At 41.2% G+C, this 23,722-nt stretch carries 21 protein-coding genes; 19 read left to right on the plus strand and 2 right to left on the minus strand.

The window, feature by feature from the left end:
- Positions 1-66 precede the first annotated feature (66 nt).
- From ACUR5C_RS02485 to ACUR5C_RS02515, 7 genes are all read left to right on the plus strand, one after another.
- On the plus strand, positions 67-969 hold the full coding sequence (locus ACUR5C_RS02485) for a mechanosensitive ion channel family protein (protein ID WP_454466772.1): 903 nt from the start codon (positions 67-69) through the stop codon (positions 967-969).
- A gap of 320 nt (positions 970-1,289) precedes the next feature.
- Positions 1,290-1,577 carry a hypothetical protein gene (locus tag ACUR5C_RS02490; RefSeq protein ID WP_454466773.1) on the plus strand — a complete coding sequence of 96 codons (288 nt, stop codon included), beginning with the start codon at positions 1,290-1,292 and terminating at the stop codon, positions 1,575-1,577.
- A gap of 108 nt (positions 1,578-1,685) precedes the next feature.
- Complete coding sequence (locus ACUR5C_RS02495) at positions 1,686-2,030, plus strand: VOC family protein (RefSeq protein WP_454466774.1); 345 nt, start codon at positions 1,686-1,688, stop codon at positions 2,028-2,030.
- Between the two features lie 131 nt (positions 2,031-2,161).
- The gene (locus ACUR5C_RS02500) at positions 2,162-2,308 is read left to right on the plus strand and encodes a hypothetical protein (protein ID WP_454466775.1); all 147 of its coding nucleotides are present in this window, start codon (positions 2,162-2,164) and stop codon (positions 2,306-2,308) included.
- A gap of 19 nt (positions 2,309-2,327) precedes the next feature.
- A complete protein-coding gene (locus tag ACUR5C_RS02505; RefSeq protein WP_454466776.1) occupies positions 2,328-2,726 on the plus strand; it encodes a hypothetical protein in 399 nt (132 codons plus the stop codon).
- A 300-nt stretch (positions 2,727-3,026) separates the two neighbouring features.
- On the plus strand, positions 3,027-7,127 hold the full coding sequence (locus ACUR5C_RS02510; RefSeq protein ID WP_454466777.1) for a hypothetical protein: 4,101 nt from the start codon (positions 3,027-3,029) through the stop codon (positions 7,125-7,127).
- Positions 7,128-7,316: 189 nt separating this feature from the next.
- A complete protein-coding gene (locus ACUR5C_RS02515) occupies positions 7,317-7,829 on the plus strand; it encodes a hypothetical protein (RefSeq protein ID WP_454466778.1) in 513 nt (170 codons plus the stop codon).
- 15 nt (positions 7,830-7,844) lie between these two features.
- Here the strand turns inward: ACUR5C_RS02515 and ACUR5C_RS02520 are convergent, their stop codons facing one another.
- Entirely contained in the window at positions 7,845-9,971 is a 2,127-nt protein-coding gene (locus tag ACUR5C_RS02520; protein ID WP_454466779.1) for a tetratricopeptide repeat protein, read from the minus strand.
- A gap of 157 nt (positions 9,972-10,128) precedes the next feature.
- On the minus strand, positions 10,129-10,689 hold the full coding sequence (locus tag ACUR5C_RS02525) for a hypothetical protein (RefSeq protein WP_454466780.1): 561 nt from the start codon (positions 10,687-10,689) through the stop codon (positions 10,129-10,131).
- A 594-nt stretch (positions 10,690-11,283) separates the two neighbouring features.
- On the opposite strand from ACUR5C_RS02525, the gene leuS reads away from it, so the two are divergent.
- The 12 genes from leuS to ACUR5C_RS02585 all read left to right on the plus strand — a co-directional run bounded on the left by leuS (position 11,284) and on the right by ACUR5C_RS02585 (position 23,712).
- Positions 11,284-13,884 carry a leucine--tRNA ligase gene (leuS, locus tag ACUR5C_RS02530; RefSeq protein WP_454466781.1) on the plus strand — a complete coding sequence of 867 codons (2,601 nt, stop codon included), beginning with the start codon at positions 11,284-11,286 and terminating at the stop codon, positions 13,882-13,884.
- 94 nt (positions 13,885-13,978) lie between these two features.
- Positions 13,979-14,425 (plus strand): LPS-assembly lipoprotein LptE, encoded by a 447-nt coding sequence (locus tag ACUR5C_RS02535; RefSeq protein ID WP_454466782.1) that lies wholly within the window; start codon positions 13,979-13,981, stop codon positions 14,423-14,425.
- A gap of 8 nt (positions 14,426-14,433) precedes the next feature.
- The gene (gene holA, locus ACUR5C_RS02540) at positions 14,434-15,423 is read left to right on the plus strand and encodes a DNA polymerase III subunit delta (RefSeq protein ID WP_454466783.1); all 990 of its coding nucleotides are present in this window, start codon (positions 14,434-14,436) and stop codon (positions 15,421-15,423) included.
- 29 nt (positions 15,424-15,452) lie between these two features.
- Positions 15,453-16,124 (plus strand): nicotinate (nicotinamide) nucleotide adenylyltransferase, encoded by a 672-nt coding sequence (nadD, locus tag ACUR5C_RS02545; RefSeq protein WP_454466784.1) that lies wholly within the window; start codon positions 15,453-15,455, stop codon positions 16,122-16,124.
- Positions 16,124-16,441 (plus strand): ribosome silencing factor, encoded by a 318-nt coding sequence (rsfS, locus tag ACUR5C_RS02550; RefSeq protein WP_454466785.1) that lies wholly within the window; start codon positions 16,124-16,126, stop codon positions 16,439-16,441. The genes nadD and rsfS overlap by 1 nt, the downstream gene beginning before the upstream one ends.
- Positions 16,442-16,487: 46 nt before the next feature.
- On the plus strand, positions 16,488-16,958 hold the full coding sequence (gene rlmH / locus ACUR5C_RS02555) for a 23S rRNA (pseudouridine(1915)-N(3))-methyltransferase RlmH (protein ID WP_454466786.1): 471 nt from the start codon (positions 16,488-16,490) through the stop codon (positions 16,956-16,958).
- 13 nt (positions 16,959-16,971) lie between these two features.
- On the plus strand, positions 16,972-18,903 hold the full coding sequence (mrdA, locus tag ACUR5C_RS02560) for a penicillin-binding protein 2 (RefSeq protein WP_454466787.1): 1,932 nt from the start codon (positions 16,972-16,974) through the stop codon (positions 18,901-18,903).
- Between the two features lies 1 nt (position 18,904).
- Positions 18,905-20,029 carry a rod shape-determining protein RodA gene (rodA, locus tag ACUR5C_RS02565; protein WP_454466788.1) on the plus strand — a complete coding sequence of 375 codons (1,125 nt, stop codon included), beginning with the start codon at positions 18,905-18,907 and terminating at the stop codon, positions 20,027-20,029.
- 44 nt (positions 20,030-20,073) lie between these two features.
- Positions 20,074-21,102, plus strand: a complete 1,029-nt coding sequence (gene mltB, locus ACUR5C_RS02570) for a lytic murein transglycosylase B (RefSeq protein WP_454466789.1) — start codon at positions 20,074-20,076, stop codon at positions 21,100-21,102.
- A 49-nt stretch (positions 21,103-21,151) separates the two neighbouring features.
- A complete protein-coding gene (locus tag ACUR5C_RS02575; RefSeq protein ID WP_454466790.1) occupies positions 21,152-21,973 on the plus strand; it encodes a septal ring lytic transglycosylase RlpA family protein in 822 nt (273 codons plus the stop codon).
- A gap of 126 nt (positions 21,974-22,099) precedes the next feature.
- Positions 22,100-23,275 carry a serine hydrolase gene (locus ACUR5C_RS02580; RefSeq protein ID WP_454466791.1) on the plus strand — a complete coding sequence of 392 codons (1,176 nt, stop codon included), beginning with the start codon at positions 22,100-22,102 and terminating at the stop codon, positions 23,273-23,275.
- A gap of 146 nt (positions 23,276-23,421) precedes the next feature.
- The gene (locus ACUR5C_RS02585; protein ID WP_454466792.1) at positions 23,422-23,712 is read left to right on the plus strand and encodes a YbeD family protein; all 291 of its coding nucleotides are present in this window, start codon (positions 23,422-23,424) and stop codon (positions 23,710-23,712) included.
- Positions 23,713-23,722: the final 10 nt, after the last annotated feature.

The following is a 23,722-nucleotide window of genomic DNA, read 5'->3' on the forward strand; positions in this document are numbered from 1 at the left end:
TAGGGGCTTTTTTTTTGGCCTGGTCTTTGCTTGTGAGACTACATTAACTTGCACAGGAGGAAAAAGTTGGATTTTTTAAATGTAGATAAATTTTGGGTGCTGATTAGTGAGAAGCTTTCGTTATGGTTTGAAGCGACGGTGAAGCATCTACCCAATTTAGTCGTCGCAGTACTGGTAGCGTTTGTTTTTGCGCTATTAGCTAGAGTACTAAGTAGCGCAATAAAACGGGTGTTATATAGAACCTTAGAGTCTCGCCAAATCGCTGACTTATTAACCTCTATTATTAAAGTGATTTTGGTTAGTTTTGGTATTTTTATTGCGCTTGACTTTGTGGGATTAAAAGGCACTGTCACTAGCCTATTAGCTGGTGCGGGTATTATTGGTTTAGCATTAGGTTTTGCGTTTCAAGATATGACCGAAAATTTAATCGCCGGTATCGCCATGGGGATCCGTAAGCCATTTCAAATAAATGACATTATTAAGGCGGGAGATGTTTTTGGTACGGTTAAAAAAATTAACTTGCGTAATACTCTAATAGAAACATTTTATGGCCAGTTAGAAATTGTTCCAAATAAAATACTATTTAGAAATGTACTGACTAATTTTTCTTCAACCCAAAAGCGACGTATAGAAATACCTGTCGGTATCTCTTATGCTGACGATCCTGAGTTAGCGGGGAAAGTTATCGTTGAATCTTTAAACAAACAAGATTTTGTTATTCAAAAGGACGAAACCGCTGTTTACTCAGAAGGCTTTGGCGATAGTAGTATAAATTTATTAGTGTGGTTTTGGATTAGTTATCCAGAAGGCATTGGGTTTATGGAAGCAAGGCATCAAGCGATTGTCACAATCAAGAAAGCGCTGGATAAAGCAGATATATTAATTCCGTTTCCTATTCGTACTTTAGACTTTGACGCTAAAGGCGGTAAAACCTTAGATACTATGCTTAAAAGCCGTGCTGAAAAATAACTGCTATCGAGCTAAGGCGTTTTAAAGTAATTAAAGCAAAGCCCAACGAATCCGAGTACTTGGGCTTGGCAGTAGATTCTGAACACTGCCGGACTCCGGTCTTCGATTATACGCGCCACATAATTTTTGGTTCACTCATTGAAATGTGCTGCTTTTCTCATAGTGAGCTTCGTTATTAAGTTAGTCTCGACTGGCATAATACCGCTTGAGCTAACTCTTAAAGGATTATAAACTATTGAAAATAAAAAACATTGAACCTTTTGCAGTTAAAAGTCTTGTTACTTAATGTGATTTACTGCATAGAATAAGCGTTAAGTGTCATGACTACGAAGAGACAAGTACAGCTAGTTGCTTACCTAGAGAAGGATCTTATTTCGGCAATAGATTTAGGTGAGCAGGATATGCGCGAAACACTGATGGCTGGATTAACTTGGCAGACTTATTACTGGGTTGACTGCGCGCTCGAATGGATTGAGCAAGGATTTGAAATAGACAGTGATATCGTAGAGGTACTAGAGAGAATATCCGACAAAAGAGTATATCCTCAGGCAACTAGGCACAAGGCTTTCAAAAATGCTCGCAGGTGGCATAAATCAATAAACACTTAACAAAGTAAAGCAGCACCGCCCATTTCGTGGGCTGGACAGCTTTTTCGCGGCAATGACGCTCCAAAACTACCGCTGTTTGCGGCGTTATGAAACTACAGAGTAGAAATTATGCAAGTCCATTATTTAGAAATCGTGACACAAGAAGTCTCTAATACTTGTGCAACTTATTCAGAGTTATATGGCATAAAATTCAGTGATGAAATTCCCGAACTTGGGAATGCACGTAAAGCTGAACTTGGGAATGGAGGGATAATCGGCATACGAGCTCCGCTGCACGAATCCGAGGAGCCAGTCATTCGGCCATATATGTTAGTCGAAAACATCGATTCAGCAATAGAAACGGTTGTAAGTACGGGAGGAGAAATAATCCATCCCCCATTGGAAATTCCCGGCTTTGGAATGTTTGCGATCTATTTACAGGGTGGAAACCAGCTTGGACTATGGCAAGTGTAGTGCTTCAGTTACATAACAAGCCTTTACAGGAAAGACAATTAATAGCTAAATGGTACTAATGTCGCAAGCTCCAGTTTTTACTCCACCCAATCATTGCTCCTGAACTCTGTATTCCGTACAGCTGAAGCTTGATGATGACAATAAGAAATTACTTTATAATATTTTTGTTTTTCCCGGTTGGTTGCGAGTCAGAATATGTGCCGTCTGTAAGTGATGAGCGAGCTAGTTACGAATCACTATTTTTAGAAATTCAAGGCGACGGCTTTCGCGCTGCCTAATCGATGAATGGAAAACACATTGAACAATTTAAAATTTTTAATCCTTGGTCTTTCTTTGGCTTTTACAGGGTGTACAACAGGGCAGTTGTATTACTTAGATAAAAACGGTGACAAGAAGCTTGCTTGTGATGTTGAGTTTTCTGGTCTGCCGTGGGTAGATAAGTATGCTGTAGAATACTCTCTTAGCTTGTGTGCAAAAAGTGTTGTGAAAAAAGGCGGCATAATAGAAGAAATGCACCTTTTAAAAGTTGATACATCAATTCCTAGTCCACCATGTGGAGTCAAATGGAATCATCCATTAGCTAAACAAATGTACAAATCTGATAAGCTTTCTAAAAAAGAGTACGGTTATATCGTCGCACATATTGATTTAGGCTTGGCAGAAGTCAATCAATGTTCACCTAACAAACCCTCTTAGCCTCGCTTGCAACTATATAACGTTTTCCCTTTCACCGCGCGCAAAAGCCTGTTAATAGGATTAACTACTTGTTGAAGCGTTTAACCGTTTTGTCAGTTATTTATTAGTCTGGCAGGCTAGTTGTTTTGGTTGCTATAAATAGCGCGCTAACCCTAATGTCACTGAAATCATCAGGGTATTAAATGAGTAAGCAAAGGTTAAAGGAAATAGACTGAGTCGTGATAAAAATGAAGCAGTTGCTTTGCGTTGTTATTTACGCTAGTTTGAGTGTTCTTAAATGGAATCTAAGGGCATTGATTAGTGAAAAAAGCATTAAGTTTTGTTTTGATAATACTGGGTTTATTAACTTTTTTTAAAAGTAATGCAAATGAGCTTCCGCCAGTACTTAAAGATTGGCAAGCATGGGTGCAATATAAGCAAGAGTTTCGTGATTGCCCGAGCTTGTCGGGAGACAACAACCAGCCTTTAGAACATTATATTTGTGCTTGGCCCAGCGTACTTAATTTAAAAGTCAGCGATAGTGGAGCTGAGTTCTCTCAAGCTTGGCATGTGATTAATGAGACTCGGATTTTTCTGCCGGGCGATACGCTTCACTGGCCGCAACAAGTCACCGTTAACCAACAACCCGTGACAATTCTCGCGTATGGAAATCGTCCTTATGTTTATCTAAAAAAAGGTCAATATCAGATCAAAGGTCAATTTAACTGGAACCACCGACCAGAGTCCTTGCCGCTACCTTCGGGGGTTATGTTGGTTGACTTAAGTGTTGACGATACACCAATTAACTTTCCAAAAATGAGTGACGGTAGCTTGTGGTTAGGCAGTGAAAAGTCTGAAACGGAATCGCAAGCTGACTTTGTTAAACTTTATGTCAATCGGTTAATTACTGATTCTCACCCTATGAAAATGGAAGTGGCGTTAGAGCTGGATGTTTCTGGAAGAGCCCGTGAAGAAGTTATTGGTAAATTTAACTTAGATAATAAGCAGCTTATGGCAATAGAGTCTTCGTTAAACACGCGAGTAGATAGTACTGGCCAGTTGATTATGCAGTTAAAGCCTGGGGAATACCAAGTTGCTCTAACTTTTAAGTTGAATGATTTTCCTCAAGAATTGAGATTACAAACTGAAGGAGAGCATTGGCCGCAGCAAGAATTGTGGGCATTTAAAGCAAACGAAAAGATTCGCTCGTTGCAGATTGAAGGGGTTGAGCCTATCGATGCCCAGCAGGGATTTCAGCCTGGCTGGAAGCAGTTTCCGCACTTTGTGGTTGATAAAAATAGTCGCTTCCTTTTTACGGAGCGAAGTCGGGGGTTAAGTCATCAATACGACTCTTTAAGCTTAAGGCGTCAATTGTGGTTAAGTTTTGATGGTGAAGTTTTTCATTTTAAAGATGCTATTGCTGGCAACAAAACCAAAGACTGGCGGGTTTCAACGCTACCTAACTATCAGCTCACCCAATTAACTAATCATGGTATAGATCGTTTAATTACGCTAGATGAGCAGCTGCGAACAGGGGCTGAAATTAGAACGCCGAGAATAGATATTAATGCCGGTGGAAAAGTAAAAGCCACGCAAATGCAACATGCTTCTGGTTGGGATATTTCATTTGCGAACTCTCAAGTTGAATTAAATATTCCGCCGGGGTTTAAACTTTTAAATATTAGTGGAGCCGATAATAGCTATGGTGATTGGGTTTCAAAGTGGCATTTAATGGATTTATTTATGCTGCTATTAACCGTGGTTTTGGTTTATCGGTTTTTTGGTTTTGGAGTTGGCATTACCGCTGCTATCGCGCTTTTTTTAGGTTACCAAGAAAGTGATATGCCGAGTTTATTATTGCTCAATTTAGTAGTTGCGTTAGGCTTAGTTAAGCTAGTTAAAAGTCCTAAAGCGACTAAGGCTATACAATGGTATAAAGTCGTAAGCATTAGCTTATTGTTGTTAGTGCTATTACCTTTTATTGCGGAACAAATTCGATTAAGCCTATACCCGCAACTTGAAATGTCGCGCTCATTAATTTATCGCGACAATATAAATCAAACTGCTTTACTTAAGCCTTCTGCGCAACCATCAATGATGCAAGATAGTTCAGATGTAAAGCTTAAACGTTCACGTCAAAGCGCTGAATCAAGCGACGAGCTGCAAAAAATTACTATTACTGGCTCTAGAATCCAGCGTCGAGATCTCGATACTAGCTATGAATCTGGCGCGATTATTCAGGCTGGAACAGGGTTGCCTGAATGGCGCTGGCATAAAGCAGGGTATAGTTGGAATGGCCCGGTAAATGGAGATGAAACCTTAGAGTTATTTATCATCTCTGGTTGGCAGCTAGTTGGATGGCGTTGTGCGCTTATTTTATTTACCTTAATGTGGGTTGGTTTTATGCTGAAATCGAGTGGTAAGCTATTTAGTGGATGGCGCGCGGCATTTAAGCCGTCAGGCACAGCGGCCAGTTCACCTGTGTGGGCAGGAATGTTGTGTATTTTATTGGCTGCTTTAAGCTTAACTGCGCCAGAGGTTAAAGCTCAAACAATACCTAATGAGCAACTACTGTCTGAGCTGCGCGAAAGGTTATATCCTAAAGCACTCTGTGCACCAGACTGTGTGAGTATCAGTGAAGCGGAATTACGCGTGACCAATAGTCAGTTGAGTTTGCGTATGACCTATCACAATGGTGCCAAAACAGCAGGACTATTACCTCATTCTCAAGATTGGCAAATTCAGCAAATTAGTTTAAATGGCAAGCCAGTTAAGCAGCTTTGGCGAAACCGCCAAGGGAGTTGGATCAATCTACCTCAAGGTATTAGTCAAGTGAGGGTGACAGCGTTATTAAAAAATAAAGCAGAGTTGTCGCTGGAATTTGCCGAGCGACCGTTGTTATTTAAAAGTGAGCTTAATGGATGGGACATTGCTGGCGTGGCGGAGCAACGCATACTGGGGCAGCAAGTTCAGTTGATTAAAAAAGTAACTACTCAAACCAGTAAAGACCAGCCCGGCGCAGCGAGCAGTGAAGCCAAGGAGCAATCAATTGCGAGTAATTTTATTTTGCGTCGTGATTTTTGGTTTGCTAACAACTGGGAGTTAACTTCCAGTGTGGAGCGATTAGCGCCGCTAAAAGGGAGTATTAATGCACGCATTCCGCTGCTCTCATTTGAACAGCCATTAATGCATCATCGACTTATTAAAGACAGTGAAATGCAGGTTAATTTGCCCGCTCAAGCAGATAGTTTCGACTGGCGCTCAAGCGTGATTCAACAAGAGTCTTATGAACTAGTGGCTTCTTCGCAAAGTCACATCAATGAAATATGGTCTTTTATTGTTTTTCCTAATTGGCATATTGAGTTGCAAGGCATACCACAAGTTAAATCTGAAACCTCCGACGATGATTACTGGCGCTATGAATATTACCCTCGAGCCGGAGAGAAACTGAACTTTACTTTATCTAAACCACCTGCCGCTAGCGGTAGCTCGGTTGCTATTGAAAATGTACAGCAAAGATTAATTTTAAGTAAGCGAAAGCTAACCAATGAAATAAAACTAAATTATCGCGCCACTCGATCTGAGCAGTTAATTGTTGATATTGGTGAAGCCGAACTGAAAAACTTAACCCACAACGGGCAGCCGCTTAATATTGGTGCGGTGGATAATCTTGTGTCGATTAATTTAAAGCTTGGAGAAAACCAGTTAGCCATAGTGCTTGAAGCGCCCTTGTCATTATCGCTTATAAGTGAAGTGACCACACCAAAGCTTAACTTTGCTTACTCAAATTTAACGAGCGAAGTTATAGTGCCGGAAAATCGCTGGTTGTTAAGAGCAAGTGGCCCAGGAATTGGTCCTGCTTTTATCTATTGGGGTGAGCTTTTATTTTTTATTGGACTGGCTTTTGGGCTCAGTCGCTTAGCGTTTTCACCACTTAATTATTGGCAGTGGTTGGCACTTGGCTTTGGTATGAGTACTTTTTCATGGGGGGCTTTAGCTTTTGTCGGTGCTTGGCTATTAAGTACTCAATGGCGCAGACAAATACCTGATTATAAACAGTCACTACTCCAAAACTGGATGGTGATAGCTAGCAGTGTTATTGCGGTGTTTACGCTAATTGCGGCAGTACCCTCTGGGTTGTTGCAATCGCCTAACATGGGAGTAACCGGCAATGGCTCAAGTCGCTATATGATGCAATGGTTTATGGATCATGGTGAAGGTGCTCTTGGTCTGTTTAATGTGATAAGTGTGCCGCTTTGGATATATAAAGGGTTAATGCTTGTTTGGGCAACCTGGTTAAGCTTTTGTTTAATTAAGTGGATCAGTTGGATTTGGCAAGACTTAGCAGACGCTAAGCTAACCACCACTAAACAAGCTAAAGCAAAGTTAGCCAGCCCGTCTGCAGACGAGAGTAAAAAGTAATCATGATATGCTGAGTTGAGGTAACTATAGCGCCTTAAAAGGCGACGGGTTTATTATGTTTATTTGTTTTTATTCAATAGGTTAGGTTTAATTTGCCCGTTTTTACCCTAAAATTTGATAGTGAAAATTAGTTAGGTTAGGTAGGCTGAAGTTAGTGCAAACGAATAAAACTGTTAGAAGGTAAAGATAATGCAAAAACTTGTCAATAAAACAACTAATCTGGTTAAAACAACGCTCAAGGTGGGGACTTTAGCCACCGCTGTGATGTTAGGTGCCGGTGTGAGTAGCACTGCATTTGCGCATGAAGAAGCAATTAACACCGGTTGGTGCTCAGGCGGTCAAATTACTATTTTAGGACAGTTTAAACTCAATCAAGCTTTACTTCAGCAATTTGCAAAGGAGTCTAGCGGGGTATGTAGCCAGTTAAAAAGTTGTGGTCAATTTGACGACGAATATGGCGTTGCCTATAAAACAGCTGGTGCGCTCTGCCACTCTTTTAGTGAAGCTGAACTAACCTATAAAAATATTGGTGATCACTTGAGCGTGCGAGCTATATTCCATTCGCCGGCCACCATGAAAAACTCCGAAGCCAACCATCATACCTTGTACTCTTTTGAGCAAGGGCTTGAGTTTTCTTGTGGCTTGTGTGAATTAGGTGACAGTGCGGTTAAAGATGACGGGCAACATGCTAAATCTCGCTAAGCGGAATAACTAATTTTAAAGTAAGGCTTTAGCTTTGATCAGTTGAGTCACTCGATTGAGTTTGTCTTCAAGCGCAACTTTTGTTTCAGGCTTAAGTTCGCAGTGAGCTAAAACAAAATGCGCAGTGCGTAAAACTTCGCGCCAACGTGGTCGTTTGGGGAGTGTTTTTAAAGTAAGGTATTTGTCGAGTGAACGCGTGCGCAGCCGGCCATCGTCAATAGATACCCGCCAAATGCCACTTTGTTCAGCTAACTCTATTCTGCTGGACTGAGTTGCTTCTTCCCATGCGGTTAAGCCAGACAACATAAGATCGACTAACTGTTGTGGCAAGCTGGCTTCTGGAATTAACTGCTCAATGGTTAAGTTTAAAGCCGAGGCCGATTGGTCAACAAGCGCAATTAAGGTCATTGCTTCTTCTCGCTGCACACTGCTGATGAGTAAATCGTAAGTAAACTCTTTATTCCCTATCTTAATGGTTACATCGCATAACTGTTGTTGGTTTAGTTCTTCCTGAGACTCAAAAAGCTTCCAAAAATCTTGGTTGCTGCGTTCTATTATGCTGTCTAAAGGCGTTGCTAAAAGTTCTTGATTATCAATTTCAAGCTCATCACTGCAGCGTTGATTAATAAAAATGAGTTGGTTTTTATTATTAAACAAAAGTAACGCTTGTTCGACTTTGCCAAAAACATTTTTAAGTGACTCAAAACTGGCGCCTAGTTGTTTGACTTGTTGATGATGAAACTGAGACTTTTCGGTTAAGGCTTGTTTTAGGGCGCGGCGTTTTTTAATTTGTATAGCGGCAAACCAAGCGGTAATGGTAATAAGTAACAAACCCATTGTAATTAATAGCCACATACTTTGAGTCTGATTAGCTATTTTAAGATCTTTAATTTGATTGTCTCGATTTAAAATGGTGATTTGTTTTTGTTGCTGTTCATACTCAAATAAGGCGCGTTTTTGGGCCAGTAATAGATTAAAGTTTTGCTGGTATTGTGCTAATTGTTGCTGAGTTAGTTTAGCCTGCCAAGACTGCGCATTTTTCCACTGATTAAAGCGTAATGCATGCTCGGTGAGTGCTTGTAAAATTAAGATTTCATTTTCTTTGTCTTGTTTGTCAATGGCAAAATTCAAGCCACTTAAAAGTACTGCCTGTGCCTGTTGGTATTGCCCTTTTAAACTGAGTAGTTGGCCAAGATTTAATTTAAGTTTCGTTGACTGGGCGCTAGTGCCTAATAGGAGATCAATTTGCTCTGCTTGTTGCAAATAGCTTGCGGCTTTATCTAGCTCCTGCATTTGCAGGTGAGCCTGGGCAAGTAAAATTAATACCCTTAGTTGCGCGTGCTGCTCATCACTCGCCTTAAACAGGGCATAGGATGCTAAAAATACTTCAACTGCTTGCTGAGGTGAATGGTTTTGTAAATGGATAAGGCCAATGTTTTCTTGGGTATGAGCAGTCGCTTTGGTGTCGTTAAGTGACTGATAAATTGCTAATGCTTGTTGATAAAACTGCTCAGACAGTGACCAATCATGAAGTTTGCGATAGACATTGCCAATATTGTTTAAAGTAATAGCGATACTTTTGGGTTGGTTTAGTTTTTGTTTGAGTTTTAAACTAAGCTGATAAGCGCCTAAGGCTTCGGGGTATTGCATCATAGCTAAATACACAGTGCCTTTGTCTGAAAGCGATTTAGCAATAGATTCGTGATCTTGTTGGCTTTCAGCGAGTAGGTTAGCTAAAGAAAAGCTATCTAGAGCGTGAGCGAGTTCTCCTTGGCGATAATTAAGAATGCCTTTGCTACGTAAAAAGTCGAAGTGATTTTTAAACGTGTATTGATTTAATGGCGCGAGCTGAGTTGTTGCGATTAGTTCTCTAGCTTCAGTAAAGCTACCTTGCGCGGTTAGCAAAACAATGAGTTTGTTAAATTTTTCAAATGTTGGCTCGTCGAGTGCCGCGTTGTTGTATTTTTCCTGATATTGTTGAATTTGATTTTGACAAGCTTGAATTTTTAGTTGCGCCGGTAGTTGTTGCTCAAAGCAGTTTGATGACCAAGAAGATAAGCTATATAGGCTAAAGAAATAAGCAAAAAAGTAACCAAATAATTTGAACGCGCTATACCAATTAAAAACAAACCTATTATTCATTTACAGCCAATGAGTTGTTAAAACCAATGACTTACATTACGCAGTTCGGCTATCTATTTCAATTGCTAAAGAGTCTTTAAGCAACAATTTCCCCATTAGTGTTTAACTAACGGGGAAATTATCTCAAACTATTGTGTCTCGCTTGATATGCTCTAACTTAGCGTGTGGCGGCGTCTTCGTCTTGATCAAAGTCTTCGTCTTCATCAGGATCGGTGATTGGCGCTAACCAATAATGCTCTAAAGCAGGTAGTTTTTCTGCCGGTTTAAAGATAATTCCGCCGCTGTCATCGTCTGGGTTGAGTCGATCAACTTCTAAATGCGCAGTCATCGGCGGAATGGTATAGCATTTTTCTAGCTTAAATTTCACCCCTTGGCTAGTAAAGTAGTAACCCGGACCTACCATGTTAGTGTAAGTATAAGGGGCATAGGGTATTACTCTTACCTGGCCAGAACCCGGCACAGAATATCCACCAAAGCCACCCCCACCACCGGTAAAGGTGCTGGCATAGTTATAAGTTGCTGTCGATGTTTTATAAACTTCAGGATCGGCCACTCCGCCGGGTACACTGCCCGTGAAGTTTGCGAGAATTTGGGCTTGTGTCCATTGAACATCTGCTATTTGCACGATAGTACCACGATGACACCAAGGTACAGCTTGAACGACACTCGATAAAAACGTTGCTGCTAATGCGCTAAAAATAAGTTTCTTTTTCATCATTTATTCCTCTAATTATCTTGGGTGATTGATTGTGTGTAAGTTGTATAAAGTGGTTTCCCCTGTGACAGTGAATGGGCGCAGCTCAATCGGTAGTTTAATTTTGTTGCGCCCTTGACTCCGTGGGTTAATTAGACATTACAAAGTTAACCGGCGTGGGCCAATTAAATTACCAGTCAAAGTCGGGGCGGTTTCATTTTTTCCCTTTATTTACCCGGCGTAACACTTTGTTTTTACGCAATAAAGTGTTCTCTCAATCGGTTGGTTATGGGTTAATGCTTTAACAAAAAGCAGGAAAGAAGTATGAAGACCGAAAGCTATAAGAGTTAGCTAAAGAGAGGTAATGCAGTTTAAGGTCAGCGCGTTAAGCGAGTTAATAATAGGCTCGTTTGGCTAGCTTTAAGTGTTAATCTCCTGAAACTTGGCTTAAAGCGAGTAAATGTGAGCGCTTTTGCTTTAGCTTCGCCTAGAAAGTCGTTAAAATTAGCCGCAAATTGTTAGCCCCTTAAAAATGCGCAAGGGTAAAGTCGCTTGGCAATTAAGCTGAGCTGACACCAATTGGCCATCGCAGCCTAAGTATAACGAGAACTATTAAGAATGCAGCAAGAATACAACCCGAAACAAGTCGAAGAAATGGTGCAACAACACTGGGATAAAAACCAGGTTTTTAGAGCGGTGCACGATGCCAGCAAAGAAAAGTTCTATTGTCTGTCGATGTTGCCTTATCCGAGTGGCCGTTTGCATATGGGGCATGTACGAAACTATACCATTGGTGACGTGATTTCTCGCTATCAACGCATGCAAGGTAAAAACGTACTTCAGCCAATGGGTTGGGATGCTTTTGGATTACCTGCGGAAAATGCTGCTATTAAGAACAAAGCACAGCCACATGCTTGGACGGTAGAAAATATTGCCTACATGAAAAAGCAATTAAAAAGTCTTGGTTTTGCTTATGACTGGGAGCGCGAAGTGACGACTTGTGAGCCAGAGTACTACAAGTGGGAGCAGTGGTTTTTCACTAAACTAATTGAAAAAGACTTAGCCTACAAAAAAACCTCAGCAGTTAATTGGTGTCCTCACGATGAAACCGTATTGGCTAACGAGCAAGTGCATGATGGTTGTTGTTGGCGTTGCGATACGCCAGTTGAGAAAAAGGAAATTGACCAATGGTTTATTCGCATTACCGAATACGCAGAAGAACTGTTGTCTAGCATTGACGACTTAGAAGGCTGGCCTGAAAGCGTTAAAACTCAGCAGCGCAACTGGATAGGCCGTTCAGAAGGTGTCGAGATGACATTTGAATTAGCGCAGAACAATGGGCTTGAACTGGCTGAAACTGGGGTGAGTATTTATACAACTCGACCAGATACCTTAATGGGAGTAACTTATCTAGCGGTGGCAGCACAGCACCCCATTGCAGAAGCTGCAGCCAAAAACAATCCTGAATTAGCCAACTTTATTGCAGAATGTAATCGTAGCACAACGGCGGAAGCTGACATTGCAACTATGGAAAAGAAAGGCATGGCTACAGGGGTTCAGGCCATTCACCCAGTGAGTGGTGAGACTGTCGAAATATGGGTAGCCAACTTTGTGTTAATGGACTACGGCTCTGGCGCGGTGATGGCCGTTCCTGGGCATGATCAGCGTGATTGGGAGTTTGCACATAAATACGGCATTGAAATTAAGCAAGTCATTGCTGCGCCAGAAGGCAGCAATTTGGTGTGTGACTTAAGCCAACAAGCATTTACCGAAAAAGGGACTTTAATAAACTCGGGCGAGTTTGACGGGCTAAGTTCAGACAAGGCGCTTACGGTGATTGCAGAGTGGCTGAATGAGCGCGGCCTTGGCAAAACTCAAGTAAATTATCGAATTAGAGATTGGGGTGTGTCGCGTCAAAGATTTTGGGGTGCGCCAATTCCAATGATTAAATTAGAAACCGGCGAAATGGTAACGGCCAAAGATTTCCCGGTTAAGTTGCCAACCGATATTATTATGGAAGGGGCAAACTCTCCATTAATTGACAACCCAGAATTTCAAGATGTCGTGGTTGATGGCGTCGCTGGCAAGCGGGAAACTGATACCTTTGATACGTTTATGGAATCTAGTTGGTATTATGCCCGTTACACTTGTCCGCAAAGCGACGATGCAATGCTTGATAGTGAAGAAGCTAACTATTGGTTGCCGGTTGATCAGTATATTGGCGGAATCGAACATGCCACCATGCACTTACTTTACTTTCGGTTTTTTCATAAATTAATGCGAGATCAAGGTTTAGTTAATTCCGATGAGCCTGCAAAGCGTTTGTTAACCCAAGGCATGGTGTTATCAGAAACTTTTGTGACCTTAGATGAAAAAGGTACTAAGCATTATCATTCAGCCGATGAAGTTGATGTAGAAAAAGATAGCAAAGGTAAAGCCGTAAGTGCCAAGCTGAAATCAACTGGTGAGCCAGTTATTTTGGCGGGCATGGAAAAAATGTCTAAATCGAAAAATAACGGTATCGACCCGCAAGCACTTATTGATCAATACGGAGCCGACACAGCCCGCTTATATACCATGTTTGCTTCGCCTCCAGAGCAATCTTTAGAGTGGCGAGATGACGGAGTTCATGGTGCGCATAAATTTATTAAGCGACTATGGAAGCTCTATGTGGATAACGCTTTAATACAGCCGGTCGATTTTAAACTAGCAGAATTAAACGCAGAACAAAAAGCCGTTTATGCTAAAACGAATCAAACAATTGCCAAAGTGTCAGATGATTATGCACGTCGTCATTCGTTTAACACCGCAATTGCTGCAATTATGGAATTAACCAATTTAATTGCAAAATTTGAGGTTAAATCAGAGGTTGACCAGGCTGTTATTAAACATGCTTTAGATCATGCCATTATTTTAGTTTCTCCAGTTGCGCCGCATATGGCACAAGCTTTATGGCAACAAGCGGGTAACCAAAGCCTTATTGTCGATACACCTTGGCCAACCGTGGATGAGGCTGCTTTAGTTCAAGATGAAGTGTTAATTATTCTGCAAGTTAACGGTAAAATGCGCGGCAAAGTTAGCGTGCCTGCTGAGGCTTCAAAGCAAGACATAGAAGCCATTGCCATTGAAAACGAAAATGTTGTTAAATTTATAGAAGGAAAAACAGTGCGTAAAGTCATTGTTGTTCCGGGGCGTTTGGTTAATATTGTTGCTAATTAATCGACTTCAATTTATTGCTATAAGCCTGGTTTTTTGTTTGGGCTTGGTGCTTTCCGGTTGCGGTTTTAAGCTGCGTGGCGCTGATCAAATTAAGATGATCACGCAACCCATTCAGTTAATCAGTGCAACCCCGTTTGGTGAGTTTGAAAAGATGCTAAAGGCTGATTTATTAAGCCTTGGTAGCCAAGTCGTTGACAGTAACCAGCCAAAATTATCTAGGACTCAAACAACTGAGTTAAGTCGTGATAGATTGCAACTACAATTACTGCCTATTCAGTTTGTACAGCAGGGAGTCAGTCGTGATGCCACTGGCCGCGCAAATGAAATACAAGTGACGGCGAGTTTAGAGTATCGGGTGAGCCAAATTAAAAATGGCATGCAAAGCGAACCTCTAGTAAAAAAAATCACTTTAAAGAAAGGTTATTATCAAGATTTTAGAAACCCCATCGGGCATCAAAATCAGTTGCGCCAAACTAAGTCTGAAATTTATCGGGAGCTGTCGCAAAAGTTATTGCGCCAACTTTCCTTAATGGAGCTTTAAGAGACTTTATGAATCGCTCAACAAGCTTTGTTAATATCGTCATCAGTGAAGAGCCCTTGCTTCAAATGGAAACTTGCGATCAAGTTATTCAAGCGGCTAAAAAAAACGGTGTGAGCGAGCGCGAAGTATTAGATGTTGATGAAAAAACTGATTGGAATCAATTTATCGCTAATAGTAGTAGTATGAGCTTGTTTGCTGAACTAAAGCTATTCGATATTCGCTTTAATAAAGTACCTAATAAACAAGCACAAGATGGTTTAAACGAGTTAGTAGCGACGGCTTCAATTGAAAATCAATTTTTAATTCGATTACCTAAATTAGATAAGCGTCAAAAGTCTACAAAGTGGTTTAAGTCTGTCAGCCAGAATGCACAATTGCACGAGTTATGGCCGCCTAAACCCCATGAATTTGTAAATTGGATTAATCAGCGCGCGGCACAAATGCAACTTCAATTAGCGCCTGAGGCGGCACATTGCTTAGCGCAACAATCTGAAGGTAATTTGCTAGCAGCTCGACAAAGTTTGCAGAAACTCGCTTTGCTTTATCCACAAGAGTCTATCAGCGCGCAACAAATGGTCGAAGTCACTTCGGACAATGCCCGCTACTCGATATTTTTATGCTTAGATGAAGCTTTAGCGGGAAAAGGCGCTAGAGCAGTAAAGATGTTACATAAGTTTCGTCATGAAGGCGTTGCCCCAATTGTTATTTTGGTGAATTTAACCCGCGAAATAGAGCAATGTAAAGAAGTCGCTTTAGCCGGACTTAAAGGAATTAGCCCAACCCAAGCATTAGCCAAAAGCTTTTTATGGGATAGCAAAAAGCGCTTAATAGCCACTGCTTCTAATCGTCTTTCTGCAGTGGTTTGGCAACGTTTAGTGATGCGTTGTGCACTGTTAGACGGAATGATTAAAGGGCAAGAAAGCGGTGATATTTGGAATGAACTAGAGCTGTGTTTGTGGATGATAGCGGGTCAGCGAATTTGGGGAAGAGTGGGCTAAGTTAGCTTAATCATTAATGCATATTTTCTATGAATAATCTGGGTAACTCGAGTATTGAATATGATGAGTTTGTTTTTGGTGGCACCTTTGATCCGGTTCACCAAGGCCACTTAGCAATTGTTGAGGCTATAACCAAACTCCAACCAGAATTTCCAGTGCGATTGATTCCTTGTGCTATTCCAGCTTTAAAAGGGCAGCCAAGTGCGAGTTTTGCGCATCGCGTAGCCATGCTAAAGTTAGCACTTGCTAACTTTAAGCAAGTCACTATAGATGAACGCGAATGCCAACGAGCGAAAAAATCCTATAGCATAGATACCATCAAGTCGTTACGCGCAGAGTTTCCTAAAACTCGCTTTTGGCTGGTGATGGGCATGGATAGCTTTAACGACTTGCCACAATGGCAAGCAATCGAAGAATTATCTCAACTTTGCAATATGGTTGTGGTAAATCGTCATAATAGCCTACCGGTTGATCTTTCCGCTAAAGCCGAACAGGTCGGTTTACAATGGTGTAGTAGTTGGTCTGGGTGCAAAAAAATGGCTCAATCTGGAGTTTTTTTACTTAAAATGCCAGAAAAAAACGAATCTTCCACTAAAATTCGCAAATTAGGTGGAAAACATCCCCGCATAGATACTATGGTTCCACAGAGTGTTATAGAATACATCCGTCAAAATTATTTATATAAGAGTGAAGAGAGTTAATGCAAGGTACACAATTAAAAGATTTTATCGTTGAACAGCTCGAAGAAATCAAAGCACAAGAGATTAAAGTATTAAATATTGGTGAAAAGTCGACGATTGCAGATTTTATGGTGATTTGTTCTGGTACTTCGAGCCGCCATGTTAAATCGATAGCTATTTTGTTAATTAAAGAGTTAAAAGCACGCAATTTGCCACCGATAGGCGTAGAAGGTGAAGACGCCGCAGAATGGGTCTTAGTTGATTCTGGTGATGTTATCGTGCACGTCATGCTACCTACCACGCGAGATTATTATCAACTTGAGAAGCTGTGGGAATAAGCAAGGCCTTATGCTTTATGCAGTTTTTGTTGCTTAAATAACATCGATGAAAATTAAGCTAATTGCCGTTGGAACTAAAATGCCTGATTGGGTCAATCAGGCATTTGTTAATTATGCGCAACGCATGCCCCGTGATTGCAGTTTGGAACTAATTGAGATTAGTGCAGCCAAAAGAACTAAGAATCAATTGGCCGCGCAATGGATGGAAAAAGAAGGGCAACAGATTCTTAAAGTCATTGACCCAAGCGACTGGGTTGTAGCACTAGATGTTAAAGGTAAAAACTGGAGTACTCAATTTTTGGCGGAGCAAATCACTGAGTGGCAGCATCGCGGTGGCAACGTTGCCTTATTGGTTGGTGGACCTGACGGTTTATCAGCTAGCTGTCTGCAAAGAGCCAACACGCGTTGGTCGTTATCGGGATTAACTTTACCTCATCCAATGGTGCGAGTTATTTTAGCTGAAGCACTGTATCGTGCTTGGTCTGTCACGGTCAATCATCCTTATCATCGCGAGTAGGACTGTTGCTTAAATGATTAAGTCGCAGAATCGATATAGTAACGCTCGCTCTTTTAAAGATCACTATAACGAACGTCAGTTGTTGATCCGTCGCAGTATTTTCGCGTTTGTTTTTGTTTTTAGTTTAATGATGTGCTTATTGGCCCGCGCTTGGTATTTGCAAGTGGTGGAGTTTGAAAACTACCAAACACGCTCTAATAATAATCGAATAAGCGTTGAACCTATCGCCCCTAAACGAGGGCTTATTTACGATAGAAACGGAGTGTTACTCGCTGAAAATCGTTCGATTTACTCATTAGAAATTATTCCAGAGCAAGTTAAAGATATTCAGGATACTTTGCAAAGGCTGCAAAGCATGGGGTTGATAGAAGACAAACACCAAGAAAAGTTTCTGAGTGATTTGCGAGGGCAGCGCCGCTTTAAAAGCATTGTAGTAAAAAACCAATTGAATGAAGCTGAAGTGGCGCGTTTCTCTGTGAGTCGACATCAATTTCCAGGGGTGAGTGTTGAAGCACGTTTAGTTCGCTATTACCCTTATGCCGAAGAGCTAGTGCATGCCTTAGGCTATGTAGGTCGTATTAATAGCCGAGAGCTAGCGCAAATTGACCAGTCAAACTATAAAGCTACCCGACATATTGGAAAAGTCGGCTTAGAAAAGTATTACGAAGATATTTTACATGGCCAAGTGGGTTTGCGCCGTGTGGAAACTGATGTGCAAGGCCGCGTGATAGGTAAGCCATTATTTGAAAAGCCACCGGTTTCTGGCGAAAACCTACATTTAAGCTTAGATATTCGATTACAGCGGATCGCAGCGAAAGCACTGCAACAGGAACGTGGCTCCATTGTCGCTATCGATCCTAGAAATGGTGAAGTGCTAGCTCTGGTGAGCAATCCTGGCTATGATCCAAACGAATTTGTGACTGGTATATCAACTAAAGACTATAGCAAGCTCACTTTGTCAAAAGACCGGCCGTTATTTAACCGCGCATTACGTGGCTTGTATTCTCCAGGTTCAACAATTAAGCCGCATATTGGCTGGATAGGCTTAGAAGTTGGATTAATTACCCCAAAAACCACGATTAATGATCCCGGTTATTGGGTAATTCCTACCGAAGAAGAAAGAGTTTATCGCGACCATATTCGTTGGGGGCATGGTCCAAATGTTGATTTAAATTTGGCTATCGCCCAATCTTGTGATCCTTACTTTTATGATTTAGCTTACCGCATGGGAATTGATACCTTGTCAAAGTATATGCGTCAATTTGGTTTTGGCGCCTACACTGGAATCGATATGGGAGAAGAGGTGCCGGGAATTATGCCGTCGCGAGAGTGGAAAAGGCGTGTACATAAGCAGCCTTGGTTTCCTGGTGAAACGGTAATTACTGGTATTGGTCAGGGATATTGGATTGCCACTCCGTTGCAATTAGCCAACGCGATAGGTCAAATTGGCATTGCCGGTAAGCGCTATCAATTACGATTGGTTAAGGCGATCCAAGGCGAGTCAGATAAGTGGAAAACTTTTGCGCCTGTTGAAGCACAAGAACAAGCGGACTTTTCTAATAAATCGAGTTTACGAGCAGTGCATAAATCGATGCGACAAGTGAATCAGTTTCCATACGGCACTGCCCGTAAAGCTTTTAAAGATGCAACTTATGAGTCAGCTGGCAAAACTGGTACGGTGCAATTGGTGACTCAAAGTGAAGAAGAGTATGACCAAGAGAAAGTAGCTAAAAAGTTAAGGGATAACGCCATGTACGTTGGTTATGCTCCTTATGATGCGCCAGAAATTGCGCTTGCAGTTGTGGTAGAAAATGTTGGGCATGGTGGTGATAAAGCCGCACCTTTAGCGCGTTTGATTTTTGATGAGTATTTTAAAAATAAGACCAGTGAGCAAGTTAAAAATTCGTTTTCTAAGCCACCTGAACATCAATTAGTAGGTCAATGACATGGCGTTTATAGACTACGACAACTCAGATAGAAGAGGTAAAAGTTTTACTCAAAGGCTTCACCTCGATTTACCATTAATTGCAGGTCTTCTTCTGCTTATTGGTTTTGGATTAGTAATTCTTTATAGCGCTTCTGGCGAAAGCCAAGGCCAGCTTAATCGTCAAATTATTCGGTTATCCATTGCGTTCAGTGCAATGCTTATACTCGCATGGGTGCCTCCTAGAGTTTATCAAAAGTGGACGCCGTTTATTTACGCGTGCGGTATATTGCTATTAATTGCGGTAATTTTAGTTGGTGATAAAGGGAAAGGTGCGCAGCGTTGGTTAGATTTAGGTTTTTTTAGGTTTCAACCATCGGAAATAATGAAGCTTGCGGTGCCTATGATGCTCGCTTGGTATTTTAGTGAACGATCGTTACCGCCCAAGTTGTCTGAACTGTTAGTTGCTGCCACCATTATTGGTGTACCTACTTTACTTATTATGATTCAACCTGACTTGGGAACTTCATTACTGATAGCGAGCTCCGGCATTTTTGTTATTTTTTTAGCGGGAATTCGCTGGCGTATTATTTTGAGTTTTTTATTGCTAGTTGTTGTTTATGCGCCTATTCACTGGTTTTTTGTAATGCAAAGTTATCAAAAGCAGCGAGTACTCACTTTTTTAGATCCCGAAAAAGATCCCTTAGGCAGTGGTTACCACATTATTCAATCTAAAATTGCGATTGGTTCTGGTGGCATTAAGGGCAAAGGTTGGTTAGAAGGTACTCAGTCGCAGCTAGAGTTTTTGCCAGAGCGAAATACAGACTTTATATTCGCAGTGCTCGGCGAAGAGTTTGGGTTTTACGGCATTGTATTATTAATTACGATTTATCTATGGATTATTGGACGTGGCTTTTTTATTGCAGTAAAAGCACAAGAAACATACACTCGATTGCTCGCCGGTGCGATCACGCTCACATTCTTTGTTTATATATTTGTTAATATTGGTATGGTAACGGGAATTTTGCCTGTCGTTGGTTTGCCGTTGCCGTTAGTCAGTTATGGCGGAACTTCAATGGTAACTTTAATGGCATCCTTTGGTATTTTAATGGGCATTCAAACTCACAAGAAACTTTTGCCTGGTTAGGACAATTTTTTACCCAGTCATTTTTATAGTAGTAAGGATTATTAATGAAATTTTTTTTAACCACAGTAACTCAAGGCGTGCTCAGAATTGGGACAGTTAGTTTAAGTTTACTATTTAGTTGTGCGTTAGTGGCGCAAGCGAGCCTTCCATCTGCTGCTGATGTTGAAAAAGACATAAAAGCCTTTGCAAAAGAAATGGCCGAACAGCATCAATTTGATCAAACCGCGCTAGAAGAAAAGTTGCTAGCAATGCAACCTAGAGCTGACATTATCGCTAGAATATCAAAGCCTGCTGAGTCGATGCCTTGGCATCGTTACCGAAAAATATTTATTCAAGATAAGCGAATTAATCAAGGGGTTGAGTTTTGGAGTAAGCATGCCGACACTTTAGCGCGAGCAGAAGAAACTTTTGGTGTCGATGCATCTATTATTGTTGCCATTATCGGAGTAGAAACTTTTTACGGTAGAATACAAGGCTCATTTCCGGTTGTTGAAGCGCTGCATACTTTAGGTTTTTATTATCCCAAACGAGCCAAATTTTTTCGTAGCGAACTTGGCGAGTTTTATCGACTCGCTCGTGCGCAGAATTGGAAGCTAGACGAAATCAAAGGATCCTATGCCGGTGCTATGGGCATGGGGCAATTTATATCAAGCAGCTATCGACATTATGGTGTTGACTTTAACGCTGATGGTAAAGTTAATTTATTTAATGATACGGTTGATATGATAGGTAGCGTTGCCAATTACTTTAGTCGCTTTAAATGGCAATTAAATGGGTTTGTTGCACAGCCTATAATGCTGACTGAAAAGCAAAAAGAACTGGTTCAAAGCAGTTTAAAGCTGAAACACTCATTGGCGGATCTGCAGTCGGCTGGCGTTGATGTTGCCGCACTAGAAGAGCGTTCTAAAAAGGCCGGTATTTTCGCATTTGAGCTGGCTAATGGCCAACAACAGTACTGGCTAGTGGGAGATAATTTTTATACGATTACCCGCTACAATCATAGTGCTTTGTATGCGCTTGCAGTATTTGAATTGAGTCAAGCTATTGTAGCTGAAAAACAAAAGCAGCAATAAATAGTTTGCCGTTTGGCTGAATAAGCCGTGGAGCGCTTGAGTTAAAGTCATGATAAATATTTTTCCGAAGATATATAAAGTAACATTTGTTTTACTAATAACCGTTAGTGTTGTTGGCTGTGTTAGTTTAAACAAACCATCACCGCAACAGACAGACTCTGCGCCGGTTGGCGCAATAGATTGGGCTAAAGTAAAGCCGGTTACACCCAAGCCTGAACCTATTAGTCGTTACGGCAACCCTAAATCTTATGAGCAGGATGGCAAAACTTATTATTTGTTAGCGTCTGCGCAAAACTATAAAGAGCAGGGCATAGCGAGTTGGTACGGTACTAAGTTTCACGGTCGCCGAACCTCAAGTGGCGAAACCTACGATATGTTAAGCATGACAGCTGCACACAAGACGTTGCCTATTCCGGTTTATGCAAAAGTCACTAATCTAGAAAACGGCAAACAGGTGATTGTCAAAATTAACGACCGTGGGCCATTTAGAAAGAATCGAATTATCGATTTGTCATATGCCGCTGCGCATAAGTTAGGAATGACCCAAGCGGGTACGGCTAAAGTTGAAGTAGAAACCATTAATTTTAGCCAGCAGGCAATAAAGCAGGCTAAAGTAGCGGCTTCTAATAAAGATAAGCGTTTACGTTTTGTGCAGGTTGGCGCCTATGCAAATCACCAAACAGCTCAAAAACTGGCAAAAGTTTTAGATAGAGAAATTAAACTTCCGGTTAAAATTACTCATATCACTCGGCGTGGCAAGAAGCTCTACCGAGTTAGAATTGGCCCGGTTCCAACGCTTGAAATTGCTGAAGAGCTTGTACAAACTTTAGATATTAAGGAACTTGGTAAACCAAAAGTAGTCTACCAGTGAAATCCGCAGTCTGTTGCAAGGCGCGCGGCAACACTGGCCAGAGCAGCGCTATCAGCTTTGCACAACCAGTGTTATAATAAATCCAATATTTTTTAGCGTTTTTTGATTAACTTTTTTGGGAACACAATGAGTCATAATATTAACCTTGTTATAAAGTTGTTTTTAGTTAGTACGTTATTCTTGTTTGTCGGCCATGCTACTGCCATTGTCCCTGAGCCTCCTTCTTTAGCCGCTAAATCCTATGTCTTAATGGATTATCATAGCGGCAAAATTATTGCGGAAAATAACCCAGAGTTGCCAGTTGCGCCAGCAAGTTTAACTAAAATGATGACCGGCTATGTGGTTTCTCACGAGCTAGAGGCGGGTAATATTAGTGCTGATGATATTGTCACCATTAGTCATAATGCTTACGCGCAAAACCCTGTATTTAAGGGAAGCTCGCTGATGTGGCTAGAAGTTGGCAAGCAAGTTAAAGTTTCTGAGTTGCTAAAAGGGCTTATTATTTCGTCCGGTAATGATGCCGCAGTGGCATTAGCAGAGCATGTCGCAGGTTCTGAAGACGCATTTACTCAATTAATGAACCACCATGCGAGTCGATTAGGCTTAGAAAATACCACATTTGAGAACTCTCACGGTCTGTCAGCTAAAACGCATAAAACGACAGCTAGAGATATGGCAATACTCGCCGTAGCTTTGATTCGAGACTTTCCTCAAGAATACCGTCTGTATAAAGAAAAAGTATATAAATACAACAACATAGAGACATATAATCGTCACCCTTTGTTGTCTGATCCAAGTTTAGATGTTGATGGCATTAAAACCGGTCATACCGAAGAAGCTGGCTACTGTTTAGTGTCTTCTGCGACTAAAGATGATATGCGCTTGATCGCTGTGGTTATGGGGGCAAGCAGTAATAATGCGAGAAAAACCGAAAGCAAAAAAATACTATCTTATGGCTTTCGTTTTTATGAAACCGTTATGCCGTTACAAGCAGGAAAGGTTTTACACAAACCTAGGATTTGGATGGGCGAAGCAAATGAAGTTGAGCTAGGCATTTCAGAAGACATTTATGTCACCATTCCAAGAAATAGCCAGAATAAACTGAAAGCACATTTTGTAGTTGAAAAGAATTTAAGTGCCCCAATTAACAAGGGCCAAAGAGCAGGTAAGGTCTTCTTTCAGCTAGATGATGAAACGATAGCCGAATATCCGCTAGTGGCAATGCAAAGTATTGCAGAAGCGGGCTTTTTTGGCCGCATGAGTGATTCCGTTAGTCAGTGGTTTGACTCTTTGTTTGAGTAGTTTTAGCTACTAAACCTAAATAGAAAGTAACCGCTTACTTTCAATTTAGGTGACAATATACAGTCAATGAAGTCGCTTCGGCGGCTTTGTTGTTGTAGAAAGTCTGGTTTCTCAACGTTAATTTAAAATTTAGTACCGAGGCAGTTATGAGCGACAAAGTCAACGATACGGGAGACAAAGATCCCAGTGAAGAGTTATGGCAGTTTCCTTGTCAGTTTATGTTTAAAGCGATGGCTTTTGCACAAGCAGGTGTTGAGGATGAAATTGTTGCCGTTATTCAGCGTTTTGTGCCGGGCGACTACACGCCAAAGTTAAACCCAAGTAGAACCGGTAAATATGTTGCCGTGAGTGTTACCTTTACCGCAACCTCAAAGCAGCAGTTAGATGAAATTTATTTGGCAGTTAATGCACTAGATTGCGTTAAAGTTTGCTTGTAGGTTAACTCGT

Source organism: Aliikangiella aequoris (assembly GCF_053709105.1).

What these genes read in the sequence shown, in the direction of transcription:
- ACUR5C_RS02490 (WP_454466773.1), top strand. Translation starts at nt 1,290, where the DNA reads ATGACTACGAAGAGACAAGTACAGCTAGTTGCTTACCTAGAGAAGGAT.
- ACUR5C_RS02495 (WP_454466774.1), top strand. Translation starts at nt 1,686, where the DNA reads ATGCAAGTCCATTATTTAGAAATCGTGACACAAGAAGTCTCTAATACT.
- ACUR5C_RS02500 (WP_454466775.1), top strand. Translation starts at nt 2,162, where the DNA reads ATGATGACAATAAGAAATTACTTTATAATATTTTTGTTTTTCCCGGTT.
- ACUR5C_RS02515 (WP_454466778.1), top strand. Translation starts at nt 7,317, where the DNA reads ATGCAAAAACTTGTCAATAAAACAACTAATCTGGTTAAAACAACGCTC.
- ACUR5C_RS02520 (WP_454466779.1), bottom strand. Translation starts at nt 9,971, where the DNA reads ATGAATAATAGGTTTGTTTTTAATTGGTATAGCGCGTTCAAATTATTT.
- ACUR5C_RS02525 (WP_454466780.1), bottom strand. Translation starts at nt 10,689, where the DNA reads ATGATGAAAAAGAAACTTATTTTTAGCGCATTAGCAGCAACGTTTTTA.
- leuS (WP_454466781.1), top strand. Translation starts at nt 11,284, where the DNA reads ATGCAGCAAGAATACAACCCGAAACAAGTCGAAGAAATGGTGCAACAA.
- ACUR5C_RS02535 (WP_454466782.1), top strand. Translation starts at nt 13,979, where the DNA reads ATGATCACGCAACCCATTCAGTTAATCAGTGCAACCCCGTTTGGTGAG.
- holA (WP_454466783.1), top strand. Translation starts at nt 14,434, where the DNA reads ATGAATCGCTCAACAAGCTTTGTTAATATCGTCATCAGTGAAGAGCCC.
- nadD (WP_454466784.1), top strand. Translation starts at nt 15,453, where the DNA reads ATGAATAATCTGGGTAACTCGAGTATTGAATATGATGAGTTTGTTTTT.
- rsfS (WP_454466785.1), top strand. Translation starts at nt 16,124, where the DNA reads ATGCAAGGTACACAATTAAAAGATTTTATCGTTGAACAGCTCGAAGAA.
- rlmH (WP_454466786.1), top strand. Translation starts at nt 16,488, where the DNA reads ATGAAAATTAAGCTAATTGCCGTTGGAACTAAAATGCCTGATTGGGTC.
- mrdA (WP_454466787.1), top strand. Translation starts at nt 16,972, where the DNA reads ATGATTAAGTCGCAGAATCGATATAGTAACGCTCGCTCTTTTAAAGAT.
- rodA (WP_454466788.1), top strand. Translation starts at nt 18,905, where the DNA reads ATGGCGTTTATAGACTACGACAACTCAGATAGAAGAGGTAAAAGTTTT.
- mltB (WP_454466789.1), top strand. Translation starts at nt 20,074, where the DNA reads ATGAAATTTTTTTTAACCACAGTAACTCAAGGCGTGCTCAGAATTGGG.
- ACUR5C_RS02575 (WP_454466790.1), top strand. Translation starts at nt 21,152, where the DNA reads ATGATAAATATTTTTCCGAAGATATATAAAGTAACATTTGTTTTACTA.
- ACUR5C_RS02580 (WP_454466791.1), top strand. Translation starts at nt 22,100, where the DNA reads ATGAGTCATAATATTAACCTTGTTATAAAGTTGTTTTTAGTTAGTACG.
- ACUR5C_RS02585 (WP_454466792.1), top strand. Translation starts at nt 23,422, where the DNA reads ATGAGCGACAAAGTCAACGATACGGGAGACAAAGATCCCAGTGAAGAG.